The organism is Bacilliculturomica massiliensis, from assembly GCF_900605495.1.
Classification (GTDB): domain Bacteria; phylum Bacillota; class Clostridia; order Peptostreptococcales; family Anaerovoracaceae; genus Bacilliculturomica; species Bacilliculturomica massiliensis.
The window spans coordinates 166,384-183,778 of the sequence record NZ_LR027591.1 but is presented as its reverse complement, the minus strand read 5'-3'; the positions used below and the strand labels follow the sequence as shown (position 1 = coordinate 183,778).

General features: G+C 55.4%; 9 protein-coding genes and 1 tRNA gene. 7 read left to right on the top strand and 3 right to left on the bottom strand.

Going from position 1 to position 17,395, the window contains the following annotated elements; all coding sequences use genetic code 11:
• Nucleotides 1–72: 72 nt before the first annotated feature.
• Nucleotides 73–5,073 (top strand): S-layer homology domain-containing protein, encoded by a 5,001-nt coding sequence (locus tag E0E37_RS01175; protein ID WP_207302900.1) that lies wholly within the window; start codon nucleotides 73–75, stop codon nucleotides 5,071–5,073.
• Between the two features lie 109 nt (nucleotides 5,074–5,182).
• Here E0E37_RS01175 and E0E37_RS01170 read toward each other — a convergent pair whose 3' ends face one another.
• Both E0E37_RS01170 and E0E37_RS01165 read right to left on the bottom strand, forming a co-directional pair.
• The gene (locus tag E0E37_RS01170) at nucleotides 5,183–5,749 is read right to left on the bottom strand and encodes a DUF6323 family protein (RefSeq protein ID WP_246019594.1); all 567 of its coding nucleotides are present in this window, start codon (nucleotides 5,747–5,749) and stop codon (nucleotides 5,183–5,185) included.
• 124 nt (nucleotides 5,750–5,873) lie between these two features.
• The gene (locus E0E37_RS01165) at nucleotides 5,874–6,797 is read right to left on the bottom strand and encodes a DUF6179 domain-containing protein (protein ID WP_130861142.1); all 924 of its coding nucleotides are present in this window, start codon (nucleotides 6,795–6,797) and stop codon (nucleotides 5,874–5,876) included.
• A gap of 442 nt (nucleotides 6,798–7,239) precedes the next feature.
• Between E0E37_RS01165 and E0E37_RS01160 the strand changes: the two genes are divergently transcribed.
• From E0E37_RS01160 to E0E37_RS01130, 5 genes are all read left to right on the top strand, one after another.
• The gene (locus tag E0E37_RS01160; RefSeq protein WP_130861141.1) at nucleotides 7,240–7,695 is read left to right on the top strand and encodes a MarR family winged helix-turn-helix transcriptional regulator; all 456 of its coding nucleotides are present in this window, start codon (nucleotides 7,240–7,242) and stop codon (nucleotides 7,693–7,695) included.
• 21 nt (nucleotides 7,696–7,716) lie between these two features.
• Nucleotides 7,717–9,150, top strand: a complete 1,434-nt coding sequence (locus tag E0E37_RS01155) for an MDR family MFS transporter (RefSeq protein ID WP_207302899.1) — start codon at nucleotides 7,717–7,719, stop codon at nucleotides 9,148–9,150.
• Between the two features lie 450 nt (nucleotides 9,151–9,600).
• A complete protein-coding gene (locus tag E0E37_RS01150) occupies nucleotides 9,601–11,484 on the top strand; it encodes a diguanylate cyclase (RefSeq protein ID WP_165445145.1) in 1,884 nt (627 codons plus the stop codon).
• Between the two features lie 6 nt (nucleotides 11,485–11,490).
• Nucleotides 11,491–15,186: a UvrD-helicase domain-containing protein gene (locus tag E0E37_RS18660; RefSeq protein WP_207302898.1), complete on the top strand. Its 3,696-nt coding sequence runs from the start codon at nucleotides 11,491–11,493 to the stop codon at nucleotides 15,184–15,186.
• 134 nt (nucleotides 15,187–15,320) lie between these two features.
• Nucleotides 15,321–15,395, top strand: a tRNA-Gly gene (locus E0E37_RS01130).
• Nucleotides 15,396–15,586: 191 nt separating this feature from the next.
• Here the strand turns inward: E0E37_RS01130 and E0E37_RS01125 are convergent.
• Complete coding sequence (locus tag E0E37_RS01125; protein ID WP_130861139.1) at nucleotides 15,587–16,525, bottom strand: CPBP family intramembrane glutamic endopeptidase; 939 nt, start codon at nucleotides 16,523–16,525, stop codon at nucleotides 15,587–15,589.
• 433 nt (nucleotides 16,526–16,958) lie between these two features.
• On the opposite strand from E0E37_RS01125, the gene phnG reads away from it, so the two are divergent.
• Nucleotides 16,959–17,393: a phosphonate C-P lyase system protein PhnG gene (gene phnG / locus E0E37_RS01120; protein WP_165445144.1), complete on the top strand. Its 435-nt coding sequence runs from the start codon at nucleotides 16,959–16,961 to the stop codon at nucleotides 17,391–17,393.
• Nucleotides 17,394–17,395 lie beyond the last annotated feature (2 nt).

Genomic DNA, 17,395 nt, shown 5'->3' with positions numbered 1-17,395 from the left:
GCCAGGCAAAGCGAGCACGCCACGCTGGCCGCCGCCATCACGGCGGCGCAGACCGGCGATACGCTGAAAATCATGAACAACATCGACCTTGGCACAACGGGCGTGGCCATAAAAAGCAAGTCTCTCACCCTTAACCTGAACGGCAAAACCATTACGTACGGCGGCGGCAGCGACGCAATCGAACTGGACAGCAACGCGGGACTTACCGTAACGGACGGCGGCAGCGGCGGCAAGCTGGAGGCAACCGCCCACTTGGGCAGAGCCATCCACAACTACGACAGCGGCACAGTGGTGGTAGAGGGCGGCACGGTGTCGGCCACCGGCCCGTCGGGCTTTGCCATCGACAACTACGCCGGCACGGTTAAGGTAACGGGGGGGACGGTGTCGGCCACCGGCGAGGCGGGCTTTGCCATCAACAACTTCCTCAGCGGCACAGTGGTGGTGGAGGGCGGCACGGTGTCGGCCACCGGCGAGTCGGGCACTGCCATCTACAACAAAATCAGAGGAACAGTCACGGTAAAGGGGGGCACTGTGTCGGCAGCCGGCTCATTGGGCGTTGCCATCCGCAACGACTCCACCGGCGAAATCAAGGTAGAGAGCGGCACGGTGTCGGCAGACAATGGCAGCTATGTCATCCAGAACAACTCTACCGGTACGGTCACGGTGAAGGGCGGCACGGTGTCTGCAGAAAATGGGGACGGCATTGCCATCATGAACAACAATGAAGGCAAAATCACGGTAGAAGGCGGCGCGGTATCGATAGTAAATGGAAATGGCACTGCCATCGCGAACGAATCCACCGGTACAGTCACGGTAGAAGGCGGCAAGGTGTGTGCAGTAAATGGCAATGGCAATGCCATCGCGAACAGATCCAACGGCAAGGTTGTGGTATCGGGTGGTACGGTGTCAGCAACGGGTCATTCCGGCAAGGCCATCTGGAACGACTTAAACGGCAAAATAATCATCAGCGGTACGGCAGTTGTCACCAGCAGGAATACAGCTGCAAACCAAGGTACGATTTATTTTAACGGGGTGCCTACCCCCGCTGCCGTTGTGCTGGAAATCAGCGGCGGCGAGGTAGAAAACACGGCGGCCGATGGCTATGCGGTATATTTCACGCCCAGTAGGGTAACATCTGCCAATTTGAGCAGCTATTACAGCCACACAGGGGGCACCGTGGGCAGGGTTCGTCCCGCACCAACACCGGCCATCGCCGTGGAGCTTTGGCGGGGCGACAGCAAGGTTTCGCCGGACGGCGACTTTGACACCCTCGCCGCAGCCATCGATGCTGCGCAGGACGGCGACACGCTGAAAATCATGGCCGATATCAACCTTGGCACAACGGGCGTTGATATCAAAGGGAAAACCCTCATCCTTGACCTGAACGGTCAGACGATTACATATAGCGGCGACCAAAACGCAATTTCACTGGTAAATACTGCGAGCCTTACGGTAACGGACGGCGGCACCGGCGGTAAGCTGGAGGCAACCGGCAATGGGGGCTATGCCATTATGAATGGCACCAGCGGTACAATCTCGGTAACGGGCGGCACGGTTTCGGCGAGCGGTTCATCGGGTGTCGCCATCGCCGACTTATCCAGAGGCAACATAAAGATTAGTGGAAATGCAGCCATCACCAGCAAGAATGCATCTGCAACCGAGGGCACAATTTTCATCACGGGGATACCCCTTTCCGCCGATGTTGCGCTGGAAATCACCGGCAGCAAGGTGGAAAATACGGTAACCGATGGCTATGCGGTGTATTTCTCAGACAGCAAGGTAACCTCCAATAATTTGAGCAGCTATTACAAGCACACCGGCGGCACGGTGGGCAGGGTCCATCCAGAACCGCTAAAGGGCGTGGAGCTTTTGCGCGGCGGCACCGCGCAAGGCAAGTATGACACCCTTTCCGGTGCTATCACGGCGGCACAGAGCGGTGATACGCTGAAAATCCTTGGCTACATTGACCTTGGCACAACCGGCGTTGAAATCAGCGGTAAGTCCCTCACCCTTGACCTGAACGGCAAAACCGTTACATATAGCGGTGTCTACAGCGCAATCGTACTGCAAGACGGCGCGGATCTTACGGTAACAGACGGCGGCAGCGGTGGCAGGCTGAAGGCAACCGATTCAGCGGATAGTGCCATCGCCAACGACTCCACCGGCACAGTTACGGTAAGCGGCGGCACAGTTACGGCAAGCAGTTCGTATGGCAGCATCATTGCCATCGCCAACGACTCCACCGGCAAAGTCACGGTAACGGGCGGCACGGTGTCGGCAACCGGCGCATATGGCATTGCCATCCGTAACCTCTCCACCGGCAAAGTCACGGTAACGGGCGGTACGGTAGAGGCAACTGACGCAGCAGGCATTGCCATCCGTAACCTCTCCACCGGCAAAATCACAATCAGCGGCAGCGCAGTTGTTACCAGCGAGAATACATTTGCAACCGAGGGCACAATTTACTTCCGCGAAGTGCCCACCCCCGCCGCCGTCGTGCTGGAGATCATCGGCGGCACGGTAAAAAACACGGCGAGCCCGGCGGACAATTCGGTGTATTTCTATCCCGATAGCGTGACCGTCGACAATTTGAGCAGCTATTACAGCCACACCGGCGGCACGGTGGGCAGGGTCCATCCCGCACCGCCATCCGCCGCCCCGACCGTTAGCTCCGTGACCGTTTCCCCGAACCCTGCCGCCGTGCAAAAGGGCATGACCCAGCAGTTTACCGCCATAGTAAGCGGTACAAACAACCCGGCACAGACCGTGTCATGGACAGTGACCGGCGGTAAAACCGGCACAGACATTTCCAACACCGGCCTGCTGACCGTGGCGGCTGATGAAACGGCAGCGACGCTGACGGTAACGGCAATCTCCGCCGTGGATACAACCAAGAGCGGCTCGGCAGCGGTAACGGTGCAGAGCGACGCGCTTACCGACGCGCAAAAGCTCGCCATGGCGAAGAGTGCCATTGCGGCGGCCCTTGATCATCTGACGGTTACAAACGCCGCCACCGCACAAGATATTCTGGACGCGGCAAACGTGGCAACGCTCTACGGCGTTGCGGTTGCATGGGACGGCACAGACGGTTTTAGCAAGACCGAGGCCACCACAGGGGCGGCAGGTTCCATCACAGGCACGCTCAGGCTGACGCTGAACGGCGAAAACGGTACCGTCACGGTAAGCAAGATCATTGCCATACTGCCCGACAAGACTGCGCTGACCACTGCCATTGCCGCGGCGAACAGCGCCAAAAATAGCGTTGTCGTCAGAGACCTCTCGCCTTCCTCTGTTGCAAGCGGCACAAGATTTGTAACCACAGTCGAAATGGAGACGCTGAACATTGCGATTGCGGCGGCACAGACTGTAATGGATAACTCCGCCGCAGCGGCAGCGGAGATTACCGCTGCAGTGAGCGCGCTGAACCGCGCAGTCACTGCCTTTAACGGCGCAATTAAGACCGGAACTTATACCGGCGGATCCAGCTCCGGCAGCGGCGGCTCGTCAGGCGGAGGCTCGGGCGGCGGCACTGTAACCCCGCCCACCGAAGCAAAGCCAAGCGCCCCCACCGAGAGCGAAATTAAGGTGGACGGCAAGGTGGACGCAAACGGCAGCGTTACCGTCACCCTCCCTGAAAAGACCGTTGACGAGGCCATTAAAAAGGCCGAGGACGAGGCGCGCAAAAACGGCAATCTGGATAACGGCGTCACCCTTGTGCTGAATGTGCGGGGAGGCGGCAGCGCAGGCAGCGTTACCGTCAATCTGCCAAAGACTACACAGGAGACCATCATCAGCAAAAAAATTGTGAACACCGTGATCGTGGTGAATAACCCCGACATTAAAATCGGCATGGATCTGTCTGCGGTAACATCCATCAACACACAGGCAAAAGCGGATGTGAACATTACTGCCACCAAGCAGGACAACAGCAAGCTGACAGGCAACGCAAAAACCGCCATCGGCGCTCGCCCTGTTTTCGACCTCAGGGTAAACTACGGCGGCGGGAAACAGGTGGCCGACTTTGACGGCGGCAGCGTCAGCGTGGCAATTCCCTACACCCTCGGCGCGGGCGAAAAAGCGGGCGGCGTATATGCCGTTTATGTGGATGGCAGCGGAAATGTGCAGTGGCTGACCAGCTCGGTGTATGACGCCGAGAATAAGGTGCTGCGCTTTAACACCAACCACTTTTCCACCTACGGCGTGGGCTATCAGGCTCCGGCCGACTTTACCGACATTGCGGGGCACTGGGCAGAGGAGGACATTCAGTTTGTAGTAAACCGCGGACTGCTCTCCGGCACAGGCGCCGCGGCCTTCAGCCCGAACACAGCCATGACAAGGGGGATGTTCGTCACCGCCCTCGGCAGGCTGGCGGGAGCGGACGTAAGCGGCTATAAGCAGAGCAGCTTCACCGATGTGAAAGCGGACGCCTACTACATGAGCTATGTGGAATGGGCGGCGAAAAACGGCATTGTGAAAGGCACGACATCTGCCACTTTTGCGCCGGACAATGCTGTCACCCGAGAGCAGATGGCGGTCATGGTGGCAAATTACGCAAAGGCAATCGGCTTTGAGCTTCCAAAGGCACACGCACAGAACACCTTTGTGGACGCCGCGACTATTTCCCCGTGGGCGGCTGACTCTGTGAAAGCCATGCAGATGGCCGGCGTCCTCGCGGGCAAGAACATAAACAGGTTCGACCCCCAGGGCACAGCCGCCAGAGCCGAGGCGGCGGCGACACTTCGCCATTTCATGGAGCTGATGATTGACGCCTCCGCCGCACAGGGCTGGATACGCAGCGACAACGGCCAGTGGATGTACTATGAGAACGGCAGTCCAGTTAAAAACACGACCAGGAACGTAGGCGGCGAGAATTACAGCTTCAACACCTACGGCGTAACGCTGGACTTCCCGAAGAGGAAAACCGGCTTCGGCACTTACACAGTGCAGGCGGGCGACAGCTTCTGGCTGATCGCTGAAAAGCACAACGTGAGTATGCATACCTTAGCGGAAGTCAATGGCAAGACCATCTATTCGGTCATCCACCCAGGCGACGCGCTGAAGATACCACAGTAAGAGCAAACCAAAACGCAAAGGCGGGAGAGCCAAAGAATCACAGGCGGCGGTTTCCAAAAGGAGACCGCCGCCCTTTTAACTAAAATGCAAAGATATTGTAAGACGGTGTTCAGTCCAGCTCATCCAGCTTCATCCGGAACAAGTCAAATTCCCATCTTGTCTCCTCGTCAAATGCCCGGTATTCCGCATCCGATCCGCTTCGGCCCATGGTATATTCATCCCGCTGGTCTCTGTGCGCCCGGATCTCGTAACCGGATCGGATCGCCCGGGCGAAACGTTCCAGGCAGGTACTCTCTAAATAATCCAGGTCGCCGCAGCAGACTCCGTTGAATTCACACGACATAAAATCCAGCAGCTCGTCGTCACTGAGTTGGTCCAATGATTCATTTTTGTACAGATAAAAAATATCCTGCAGCCGAGCCAGCACATCGGAATATTCCCAACAGTTGATATAGGGAGAGTCGCAGAACGCTTCTATGAGCTGGGGAAGAATACTTTCGCCGAATTCGATCCTCTGATTTTGGGCGAGGGACTGCTCCCGGCAGACCAGCAGGGCCGACGCCTCGGCCTCCGATAATGTCAGACCGTAGGGCGCCGTTTTCTCGTTGCAGCTCAGGATCCGCTGCAGGGATTGTCGACGCTGTTCTTTGATCATCATTTCAAATGTGTATTCCAAAATAGATCCCATCCTTTCTAAAATGGACGTTTAGGAACTTGGCGTCCGCGGTGTACTGCCTGCCGGCGGCAGGAACGCGGACTGCGGGGAGAAATAACGCGGTATACAGGCAGCGGGAGAAAGATCAGAAAAAGCGGGAGAGATTGCCGTACCGCGCGGATGTGATCAGCTCCGCTGCAAAATCGGGAAGGTCAAGCTTCAGGTAGTCAAACAGCAGGGGCTCATCGGGATAATATGTCTGCATAAGGGGGAGAAGAAGGCGTTCGAGCTTCAGTGTCAGAGAATGAAGGTCATGGCCAGGCAGGGAGCAGCAGTCAGGCAAGGAAACTGAAAAGGGTACGAGAAAGAGCTCCACCATCCGGTATTCTTCTTCCGTAAAGCGGCCGGAAGCGACGCTGCGCCCGGCGATCATGCAGCCCAGAACATTTCGCAGCACCAGGCTGCAGGGATTGAGCAGCAGTACGTCGCAGTCCCGGTGATGCTGTATCAGCGTGTCCCGAACGTAGTCCTCGGGGAATGGTTTCAGAAAAGCCTGTTCCAGTCGGAGACTGTTCAGATATTCATAGATGGCGTCTATTCCCTGTAAATTCTGCAGATTTCCTAGAACCGGGTAATCCATCGTGATGATCGTGTCCTGAGGAGCAAATTCAACGTCATAATACTGAAAGAAGGCCAGCAGCCCCTGCTCGACCGTATCCCGGTAAGCGATATTCCCGAAGCTTCTGAAGTTTGCCAGAAGTTCTTCGTACAGCGCCTGAGAGCGGATCACTTTATCCAGAACGCGCTGGCGGCCGCTGCGGTAAGCCATGAGAGCGGCAGGGATGGCGTGTTCCGTTTGCTGAGGGGGGGAGGGCTGAGCTTGTGATCTACGATCCTGTACAGCGCTGTTATCGGCCACGCTGTCGTTTTCCCGAATACAGTAGAGAACGGCTTCCGTAAGCTGTCGCGCCAGTTCGAAAGGTATAGATGAACTCTGTCTGCGGGTGTATTTTGCGGACAGCTCGGCCACAATGGGCATAATTTCCGCCATGCTGTAATCTGTTTGCATATAGCACCGCCTTTCTGATCTCATGTGTTTTTCCAAGGAATTTCGACTGATTCTACATTGTACAATAACGTCCCATGGACTACAAGTCTTGAAAAATGTTCAATTTTATGGTATAGTATAAATGAATAAAAGGGAAAAGATCGAACGGGAAAACACGGAAAAACGTTGAATTTATGCGACTGGCGCATTCAGCGTTTTTTTATTATGCGGGAAATATGGTTTCACGATATTATGCAATTGTGAAAGGGAGCCAGATAGGTGGAGCTCAACAAAAGAAGTTTGTTTTTTCTCATTCACGTGGGTTGACGAAAGCATCAGAAGGGATTATTATAGTTAGTGCACTAATGAATTATGTTAGTGCACTAACTATTTTGTTTTGCACGTGAAGACTCAAAGAAATCAGGCTGAGTCTGGGGATGTATCCCGGGAGAAGAATAAGGTTATGAAAGACGAGCGTTTCTATTACAGCGAGGTGTTCAAGAAAATTGCCAATGGACAGAATGCCCTGATGAACAATGGAATGTGGAAGCACGGAATCACTTACGTGCAGTCCATGGTTATCCTTCATCTCTATCTTCTGCGCATGAATAATGGACCGGAACACGAGGTGACACAGAAGGAGCTTGAGAAGTATCTTTCGCTGCGGGGTTCTACTGTGGCTCTGATCCTGGACCGCATGGAGGAAAATGGGTGCATCATCAGAAAGAAAAGCACAAAGGACAGCCGGGCCAACCAGATTCTGCTGACGGAGAAGGGCGAGACCTTCCTGCCGCTGTTTTTCAAGCGTCTGGATGAGGTGGAACGCCTGATGACGGAAGGACTGAGCGAGGAAGAACAGCTTTTGCTGAAGAATCTTCTCATACGCGTGTGGGGCAATCTGGAGAAGCACAAAGATTAAAAAAGAATAGGGGGAATTTGTTTGAACAAAGAAAAAACCGCGCGCTGCGATTCAGGAAAAGTAACAGGGAGAGAGATCATGGTCGTCGCGATCGTAGTATCGGGGGCCTTCATCGCCATATTGAACCAGACCGTATTGTCGCCCGCGCTGCCGAAGCTGATGACCGACTTTGGGATAACAGCAGGGACGGCACAGTGGGTCACTACAATTTATATGCTTGTGAACGGGATCATGGTTCCCGTTACTGCTTATCTCATCGATCGTTTTTCTACCAGAAAGCTATTCATCAGTTCCATGTTGATCTTCATAGTGGGAACAGCGCTGGCGGCCTTTGCCCCCAGCTTCTCCGTGCTGATCGCGGCGCGGATCCTGCAGGCCATGGGAGCGGGAATTCAGCTGCCGCTGGTGGCGGTAGTGCCCATGCTGGTATTTCCCAGAGAGAAGAGGGGAACGGCCATGGGAATGGCGGGCATCGTCATGAGCTGCGCTCCTGCCGCCGGGCCTGTGGTGGCCGGCTGGGTCGTCGATGCTTTCGGATGGAAGACGATGTTTCTGGCCATCCTGCCGCTGGCTGTGCTGGTGACGATTTTCAGCGCCGTTTTCCTGACAAACGTGGGCGAGAGAAAACGTCCGCATCTGGATCTGGCTTCTGTGGCGCTGTCTTCTCTGGCTTTTGGGGGACTGCTCTACGGATTTTCTTCCGCCAGTACCAGGGGATGGCACAGCCCGCTGGTGACTGTGCCTCTGATCGTCGGCGCCGCTGCGCTGATCTGGTTTATCCGCAGACAGTTCCATCTGAAAGAGCCGTTGCTGGAACTGAGGATTTTGGAGAACAAGACGTTTGCCTATTCGGCGATCATCATTACGGTGATCAACTCCGCACTGGCGGTGGGGAGTATCGTACTGCCGATCTATCTGCAGAATGTGCTGGGACTGTCGGCGCTGGCCACGGGGATCATGATGACGCCGGGGGCAGTGGCTACGATCTTCATCAGTCCGCTCAGCGGCGTTCTGTTTGACAAATTTGGTCCCAGAGCCATTGCGGTCATCGGTCTGACCGGACTGACCGGAGCGCTGGCAGCGTTGGCCTTCGCAGGTCCCCACACCTCTGCGGGGTACTTGATCGTTATCTATGTGATCCAGTCCGCCGGGCTGACTATCGCCAACATGCCGGTGAACACCTGGGGGATCAACTCTCTGAAAAATGAGTACATCGCTCACGGCAACGCCATCGGCAATACGGGCCGTCAGGTGGGCGGTTCCATCAGCACCGCGATCATCGTCACGATCATGACTGTGGTCACGAATAACAGCCATGCCGGAGACCCGGTGCTGGCAACGGCCAGCGGCATTCACGCTGCATATGGTGTGTCGGCCTGCGTGGCGGCGGTGGCATTGATACTGTGTATTTTAAAGGTGCGCAACAGCCGCGTGCCTGAAGGGAAATTACAGTAAAAACAGCTGAAAAACACATTTCAACATTATACGCCATATCTTTGCCCATGCACCTGGGCTGTCTCCGCAGGCGGAGTCGAGCAGGAGGGAGGCAGGGCGAGAGAAGGATAGGCGGGATGAGGATAGACGAGATGAAGACAGGAACAGACAGGCCGGATTTACGCGGGGCGAAATCCGGTCTGTCTGTGTTTAACGTACCCTTCCGCTTCTCCGGGCCCTATATCCAGATCGACTTGTACAGAGGCAGACTCTGAAAATATATTGCGTTTCGGTAATTAAATGCTTTATAATTGGGATGAAAGCCGCCTGCCGTACGGGGTACACAAAGCGGTTTTTTCTTTATACAGAATACCGATCTTCAGCTGACGGGTCTCCATGGATTTTTCAGCAGCGAGTCCCTGCCACGGAAGATCACAGTGATATGGAATATTTCAGAGAAGGATGCCCCGGATGGAAAAAGTGAGGTACAACGATAAAACAAAATATATTGCTGTTCTCGTCATATGTCTGTTGGTATTTGCAGCGGCGGTCTTCGGAGTCTTTTTCACACAGAGTGAAAAGCTGACCGCAGAATTTGACCGGCTTGTGGCCGACAATCTGGAGGTCTGCGTACAGGGGCAGAAAAATCAGGTCAATTCCATGTTGGGGCAAGCGAAAAACATGCTGGCCGGCGTTGGAGCCGTGATCGAGACCTCTGATCTTGAGCTGCAGAGAGAGTGGATAGAGTCTTATCTGAAGCAATTGCAGATACCGAGGTCAGAGTATCAGGTAGATTTTGTGGGGATAGATGAATTGTCTGAAGATGCGGAAGCGGCGGCGGAGGGAACGGACAAAGGAGAATTCGCCCGCAGGCTTTTGTCAGGACAGGAGGTCATTTCTGATTTTTATAATACCGGGCTCTCAGGGCAGGACGATCGTTTTTTTATGGTCGCCAGACCTGTATATCAAAACGGAACCATGATCGGCGCGCTCCGGGCAACGATCAGCGCGTCGCTCCTGCTTGCAGGGGAGAAGAACGCGGGCTTGTTTCAGAAAAGCAGTATGCTGCTGGTACGGCACGACGGCGAGATCGTTTATGCCGATACGCATTATGAGAGCACCGGAGATCTGTTTTCGTCAATGGAAAAGAATGGAATACGGGCGGAGGATGTCAGGAAAATTGAAGAATCATTTGGAAGTACGGAACTTTTCACGCGATATTTTGAAGGGAAAGGGAATGTGTACTTTATGTCTGCTATTGACTTGGGCGTTAACAGATGGTATCTCGTTCAGTTTGTCCGTTCTCCCGATGTTCGTATTCAGTCGGGGGCGGTCTTGCACAGTCTGATCGTAACGGGAGTAATACTCATCTGTCTGACGGCCCTGACCGTGGTTGTTATGGCAAGCGTATTTCTGGGACAGAGAAAGCGTCTGAGCAGAGAGCAGCAGCGGTACACGGCTTTGTCCCAATTTTCCGATACGATCCTCTTTGAATACAGCGTGGATGAGGACGCGGTGGAATTTACATCGAACGCCAAGGCGCGGCTGCATCTGGACCAGCTGTGCCTGAGAGGAATTTCAGGACGGGGCTATGAGCTCTGCGTGCTTCATCCCGATGATCAGGGCGTACTGACGGCAATATTCCATCCGGAGTCTGTGAAGGAGGACGGAGAGACCGGTTATACAGAGGGCAGAATGAAGGGTTGTGACGGCAAGTATTACTGGTTTGGGTGTACGTATAAATATTTGTTGAACGGCGGCAGGGTGGAAAGAGTCATCGGAAAGCTGGCGGATATCACAGACCGGCGCGGCCGGGAGGAAATGCTGAAAGAGCAGGCGCAGAAGGATATGCTGACCTGTATTTACAACAGAGCGGGAGAACAGCTGATCCGGGGAATGCTGCGGCGCCAGGAGCAGGGCTGTTTTTTCATGATCGATCTGGATCATTTGAAAAAGATCAACGACGAGTGCGGTCATATGGTGGGCGACGCGTTCCTGCGCGCTGTCGGAGCGGTGCTGAGTGAAGTCTTTGGATCGGAAGGGATCGCAGCCAGGATCGGCGGAGACGAGTTCGTCGCTTTCGTGCCTGAGGCGGGAGGAGAGACGGCGGCGCGGCGGAGGGCCAGGCTCCTGTTGGATGGCATCAGCAGTATTGCCTTGGAGGAAACGGGAGGTCAGATTCTTTCCGCCAGCATTGGGATCGCACTGTGTCCTCAGGACGGGACTGGTTATGAAGAACTGTATCTGGCCGCCGATCAGGCGCTGTACGCGGCAAAACACGGAGGCAGAGGGGGATTTGCTTTCTACAGCTGTACAGCTGCCGATGAGGAAAAAGTCGGAAAAGAACAGGAGTGACATAGCATGAGATTTACGGCTGATTTTCATATTCATTCAAAGTATTCCCGGGCCACCAGCAGAGACTGCGTACCGGAGATGCTGGATCTGTGGGCCAGGCGCAAGGGACTGCACCTGATAGGGACGGGGGATTTCACCCATCCCGCATGGCGGGAAGAGCTGCGTGAAAAGCTGATCACGGCAGAGGAAGGGCTGTATGTTTTGAAGGATGAATATCGGGTGGACGGCAACGCGCTCTCAGGAGCGCTGCCTTTGGGTCCGGCCGCCGCGGGCGCGATGCGCCGCGGAAGCTTTGATTCTGCTTTTGACTCCGACAGCTGCCGTCCGCGGTTCATTTTATCTGCGGAGATCAGCTCGATCTATAAGAAAAATGGAAAGACAAGAAAAGTTCACAATGTTATCCTTTTGCCCGGTCTGGAACAGGCGGACGAGCTTTCTCACCGACTGGAGCAGATCGGCAATCTCCATTCCGACGGCAGACCCATACTGGGGCTGGACAGCCGCGACCTGCTGGAGATCACGCTGGAGGTCTGCCCGGAGGCCGTTTTTATTCCGGCGCATATCTGGACGCCGCATTTTTCTCTTTTCGGCGCTTATTCCGGATTCGACAGGATCGAAGACTGCTTTGAAGATCTGACGCCGTATATCCATTCGCTGGAGACAGGACTGTCCTCTGATCCTCCGATGAACTGGCGGATCTCCGCGCTGGATCGTTTTACGCTGGTATCCAATTCCGACGCTCATTCTCCCTCCAAGCTGGCCAGAGAAGCAAACCTGTTCGACACGGAGCTCTCCTATTCCGCTATCTCCAACGCTCTGAGCCACCCTGAAACGGGGGCCTTTCTCGGAACCCTGGAGTTTTATCCGGAGGAGGGCAAGTATCACATGGACGGCCATCGGAACTGCAAGGTGTGTCTGAAGCCTTCGGAAACCATTGCGGCCGCCGGCGTGTGTCCGGTATGCGGGCGAAAAATCACCGTCGGCGTCCTTCACCGTGTGGAGGAACTGGCAGACCGTGAAGACGGTTACCGGCCGCCGCTGGCTAAGGATTTCGAGAGTATCATACCGCTGCCGGAAGTGATCGCCGCTTCGCTGGGGCTGACCGCAGCCAGCAAGAAGGTACAGGGCATGTATGAGGAACTGCTGCGAAAGCTGGGTTCTGAGCTTCCCATCCTGCGGCAGGTGCCCATCGAGGAATTGGAACGGCTGGGCGGTCCCTGCGTGGCAGAGGGCATACGCAGGATCCGCGCCGGGGAGGTGCGCTGGGAGCCTGGTTATGACGGCGAATACGGAAAGGTCACCCTGCTGGACGCCGGAGAGATCAGCTGTTATTCCGGGCAGATGAGTTTTTTCTCCATGGCTTCGGCTTGGGGGACGAATAAGGAAGAAGGATGCAGGGCGGAGAAAGGGACGCCGGAAGATGGAGCGGGCGGCGCAGCGGCGGGTTCCGAGACGGGCTCTGTGGAGAGCGCCGCAGCGGGCTCTGCGACAGGTTCTGGGCTGAGGTCCGCGGTGGATCCCGCAGCGGGTTCTGGGGAAGATTCCGGGCAGGGTTCTGCGGCAGAATTCGCCGCGAGCTCTGCGGAGATGCCGGGAGGATGTCTGACAGCGGGTTTGGACCAGCACGGGATCGCAGCGGGCGACGAGAGCGCGGGGAGTGGGGAAAGTCATGAGATCCCTTCCACAGGAGACCGGCTCTATGGACTGAACAGCGAACAGTGGGCGGCGGCAGGGGCGGAAGACCGGGCGATCGCCGTCATCGCAGGGCCGGGTACAGGCAAAACGAAGACACTGGTGTGCCATATACGCTATCTCATCGAGGAAAGAAAGGTGCCGGCTGCACAGATCACAGCGGTGACCTTTACGAATAAGGCGGCGGTAGAGATGCGGCAGCGGCTGCAGCAGGAGCTGGCGGATAAGCGGGCTGCCCGGAAGGTAAATATAGGAACGTTTCACGGCATCTGTCTGGATCTTTTAAAAAGATGGCGCGGTTCGGTAACGCTGGCCGACGAGACCGAAGCGCTGGCCGTAGCGGAGGAGGCGGGCAAGGCGCTGGGAATCACCGCCAAGCCCCGGGATCTGCTCCAGGCCATCTCCGATCGAAAAAACAGCGCGGCCGGCCGGGGGAGCGTTGATATCCCTGACGAACTTTTTGACCGATACTGCACGGCGCTGAGGGAATGCGGAGCGCTGGACTTCGACGATCTGCTGCTGGAAGTGCTGCGGGCCTTCGGCGGGGGAGAAAGCGGGATAGAAGGTGCAGAAAAAACCGGAGGAACTGCTGGGACGAGAGATGCAGCGGAAACCGAATGTACGGCGGGAATGGACAGCCCGGGGGCGTCTTGCACGCTGGTATCTGAGAAGGAGCTGGAGCGGGTCAGAAATCTGTTCAATTACCTGCTGGTGGATGAATTTCAGGACATCAACCAGGTCCAGTATCAACTGCTGAAAGTGTGGAGCGCTGGAAATGAGGAACTTTTTGTGATCGGAGATCCGGATCAGTCTATCTATGGCTTCCGCGGGTCCGACGCACGCTGCTTTCAGAAATTTGCAGAGGCCTTTCCGGAGAGACGGACCATACGGCTGTCGCGGAATTACCGGTCGACGCCGGAGATACTGAACTGCGCTCTGCCTGTGATCAACAGGCAGGAGCTGCCGGAGGCTGCACGGCCGGCGGGCGGCAGAGGCGGTCAGGATGAGCGGCGCGGAGCCGGTGGGAGAATGGAAGGCGACGAACAGGATCAAGCCGCCGCATGCGGCCTGGGACCGGGGAGCGCGTCCGGCGGGCGGGTTCTGACGCCTTTCCGTGGATCTGGACGCAGCGTGCGCGTGCTCACCGCGGACAGCCCCTTTTCGGAAGCGCTGTATGTGGCAAAGGAGATCAACCGCATGGTGGGCGGCATCGATATGCTGGACGCTCATCTGCAGGGATCGGGCAGAGACAGAGAAGCCGCGGTCTCCGGCTTTTCTGATATAGCGGTGCTGTACCGGACTCACCGGCAGTCTGCGCTCCTGGAAGAATGCTTTCACAAAGAGGGTATTCCCTACATAGTGACTGGAAGAGATAAGTTTTTGGAAGACAAAAACGTGCGCGTCGCAATGGCATTTTTCCGGTATTTGCTGGATCCTGACGACGGGACCGCATGCAGACGGGTCGCGGCTGCGCTGGGAGAAGACCGCCTGTCTCAGCTGGCCGGAGGTTTTTCAGACCGCAGTGCGGCGAAAGAAAAACCGTGGAAGCTGCTGGACACCTGGATCGCGGAAAACGGTCTGGCAGGCGAACCGGAAATGGGCAGGCTCCGCAGCGCGGCGGTCCTGCACAAAACCATGCCGGAGTTTTTGCAAAATCTTGCGCTGGGCCAGGAAGGCGATGTGAGCCGCAGCGGCGGCAAGGTTTATCAGAGCGACGCAGTGTCCCTTATGACGCTGCACGGCTCTAAAGGTCTTGAATTCCCTGTGGTGTTTCTCTGCGGCGTGAAGTCGGACACGATCCCGCTGCGCAGCTTCAAGGGGCATACTGATGTGGAAGAAGAACGCCGTCTGTTTTACGTAGGAATGACCCGGGCGAAAGACGAACTGACGCTGCTGACGGAAAAGGACACGCCGTCGCCGTTTCTGGAAGACATACCGGAGCGCGCCGCCGAAAGGGGCGTGGTCTGGGAGCGGCCGAGGGACGACGGAAAACAGCTCAGCTTTTTTTAGCGTAAACTGAGCTGGCCTCGTTTGGGTATTTAAGTTTTAAAAATTAGGCGGCGCTTTTTTCCGTGGAACTCTTTAAATTAGGACTTGATTTTTCCAGAGAATCCCGGTATAATTAATACTCGTGAGACACCTGTGCGGAAGTGGCTCAGGGGTAGAGCATCGCCTTGCCAAGGCGAGGGTCGCGAGTTCGAATCTCGTCTTCCGCTCCAAATGAACAAGGCCCTGGGTATTGAACAGTTTTCTTAGACTGTCCAATACCCAGGGCCTTGTTTTTATTTTTTGTCTCAATAGAACGGGAGGAGAAATGCCGGCAGAAGCGATCCGGCAGGTGCTGGTCCAATGGATCCGTTCAGTTTAATACGATCCTTTCGTTCCTTCTCAATGCCCTTCTGTATGATACCTATTTCGCAGATGTTTTATCTTGTGGAAGAAAGCGATACTCTGAGTTTCGATAATAATAGTGAACAAAGGCAAAAAGCAGCAGGGTCATAAAAGTTGTCAGCAGTCCGCCTTCAATACCGAAGGCTCCGCCGTTTATAAGATTGTCTGTGGGGAAGTGGGTGGAAAGTAGAGAATCGATACCGGTCAAGCCGCTGACCGGCATGCCGTAGACCGAGGACTGAAAGATATTCCACGTGATATGGTAGCCAATGCACATCCAAAGGTTGCCGGACTTGTAATACATCCACGAAAACACCATACCGATCAGAATAATATTCAAAATGGACAGGAAGGTCACTCCCGGGTTTGTCAGATGGATCAGGCCGAAGATGGCTGACGGGACAAACAGGATAAGACACACATTGTTTGTCCGCCGCAGTGAGGACATAATAAACCCCCGGTTCATCAGCTCTTCCCCTATGCCGACGAATAAAAAGATAATGACCCACCCAAACCACACAGATGAGAATCGGATTTGCACAGGAGCGACAATCGCGTTGCCGCTGAGCAGGAGAACTGCAAAAATTACGGAACAACACACGATCCCCAGTATCATTCCTACCAGGCCATCGCGCTGGAAGCGGATCTTGAAGCTCCGTAGACCCAAGTCCTCCCATTTTTGTCCCATGACTTTCCACATCAGCAGAACGACAGCGATCATGACGATTTCCATCAGGAGTTGCAGCGTGATCGGCAGGAACGTTTCTTCGAGCCAATCCACCAGCGGACTGTAAAACCCGGTCACAGGGTCAATGTCGCCAGTAAGGCGCAGGACCGCGCCCAGAACTTTGATAAGACCCCACGACAGGACGTAGTTCAGCCCATAGATAAATGCGACGCAAAGTAAAATGATCCAGCCAGAGCGCACGTTCCCATGTGAGTTTTTAAAAAGTTTCATTTCTTACCTCCCTGTTCATGGCAGCCATAGTTGCATCATGCTGCAGATTGATAATTATATCATATTCAGCCATAAAACGATTGTATTAATTAAACTTATTTTCGTCCGCGCCTTGCCCTATCAACATGCGGCATGCCGCGCTCCCACGCTGGCAGGCTTGCTGAGCTGTCCCATTCTGTACTGCGGCTGAAGCCGCAAAATGAGCACGACTGCAGATTTACACGGGTTTTACGGGAAGTTAACATGGATTTTATGACGGAGCATGCCTTTGCTGATATGCTTTTTCCAGATCGACGCCAAGCCGGAAAGCACTGCGGAAAGACGGATGGCTTCGGTCGAAAAAGTCAGGGCGGTCACAGGAATACACGCCGCGGAAAGAGAGGCGGAAGGATGGTGGGCGCCCGGCGGAATGCGATACGGGAGGCATGGAAAAATGATGAAGTTATCGAGAAGGGAGTATTCCAGAATACTGGCGGCCGCGGACCGGGAACAGGCGCGTGCTCTCAGTGAACTGATAATGCGGACCCACAGGGTGAGGAGTCTTCGTCCGGCGCAGAAGACCCTGGCCATGATACAGATGCGGGAGCCGGTTTCGGCCTCGCTCTTTTATTTGGGAGAAGCGCTGTGCTGCGAATGTATGGTGGAGGTGGAGCGGTCCACAGGTTTTTCCGTCATGATGGGAGATGATTTTGAAAAGGTGACTGCCGCCGCAGTGGTGGACGCCGCCTTTGCGGCGGGCGTGCCGGAGACGGAGGAACTGACAAAACGCCTGCTGGAGATGGACCGGGCTCAGAAGGCGGCCAGGATGCACAGGAACAGCGAGATCATAAAGTCAAAGGTGGAATTCAGCGCCATGGGAGAGGGATGAGA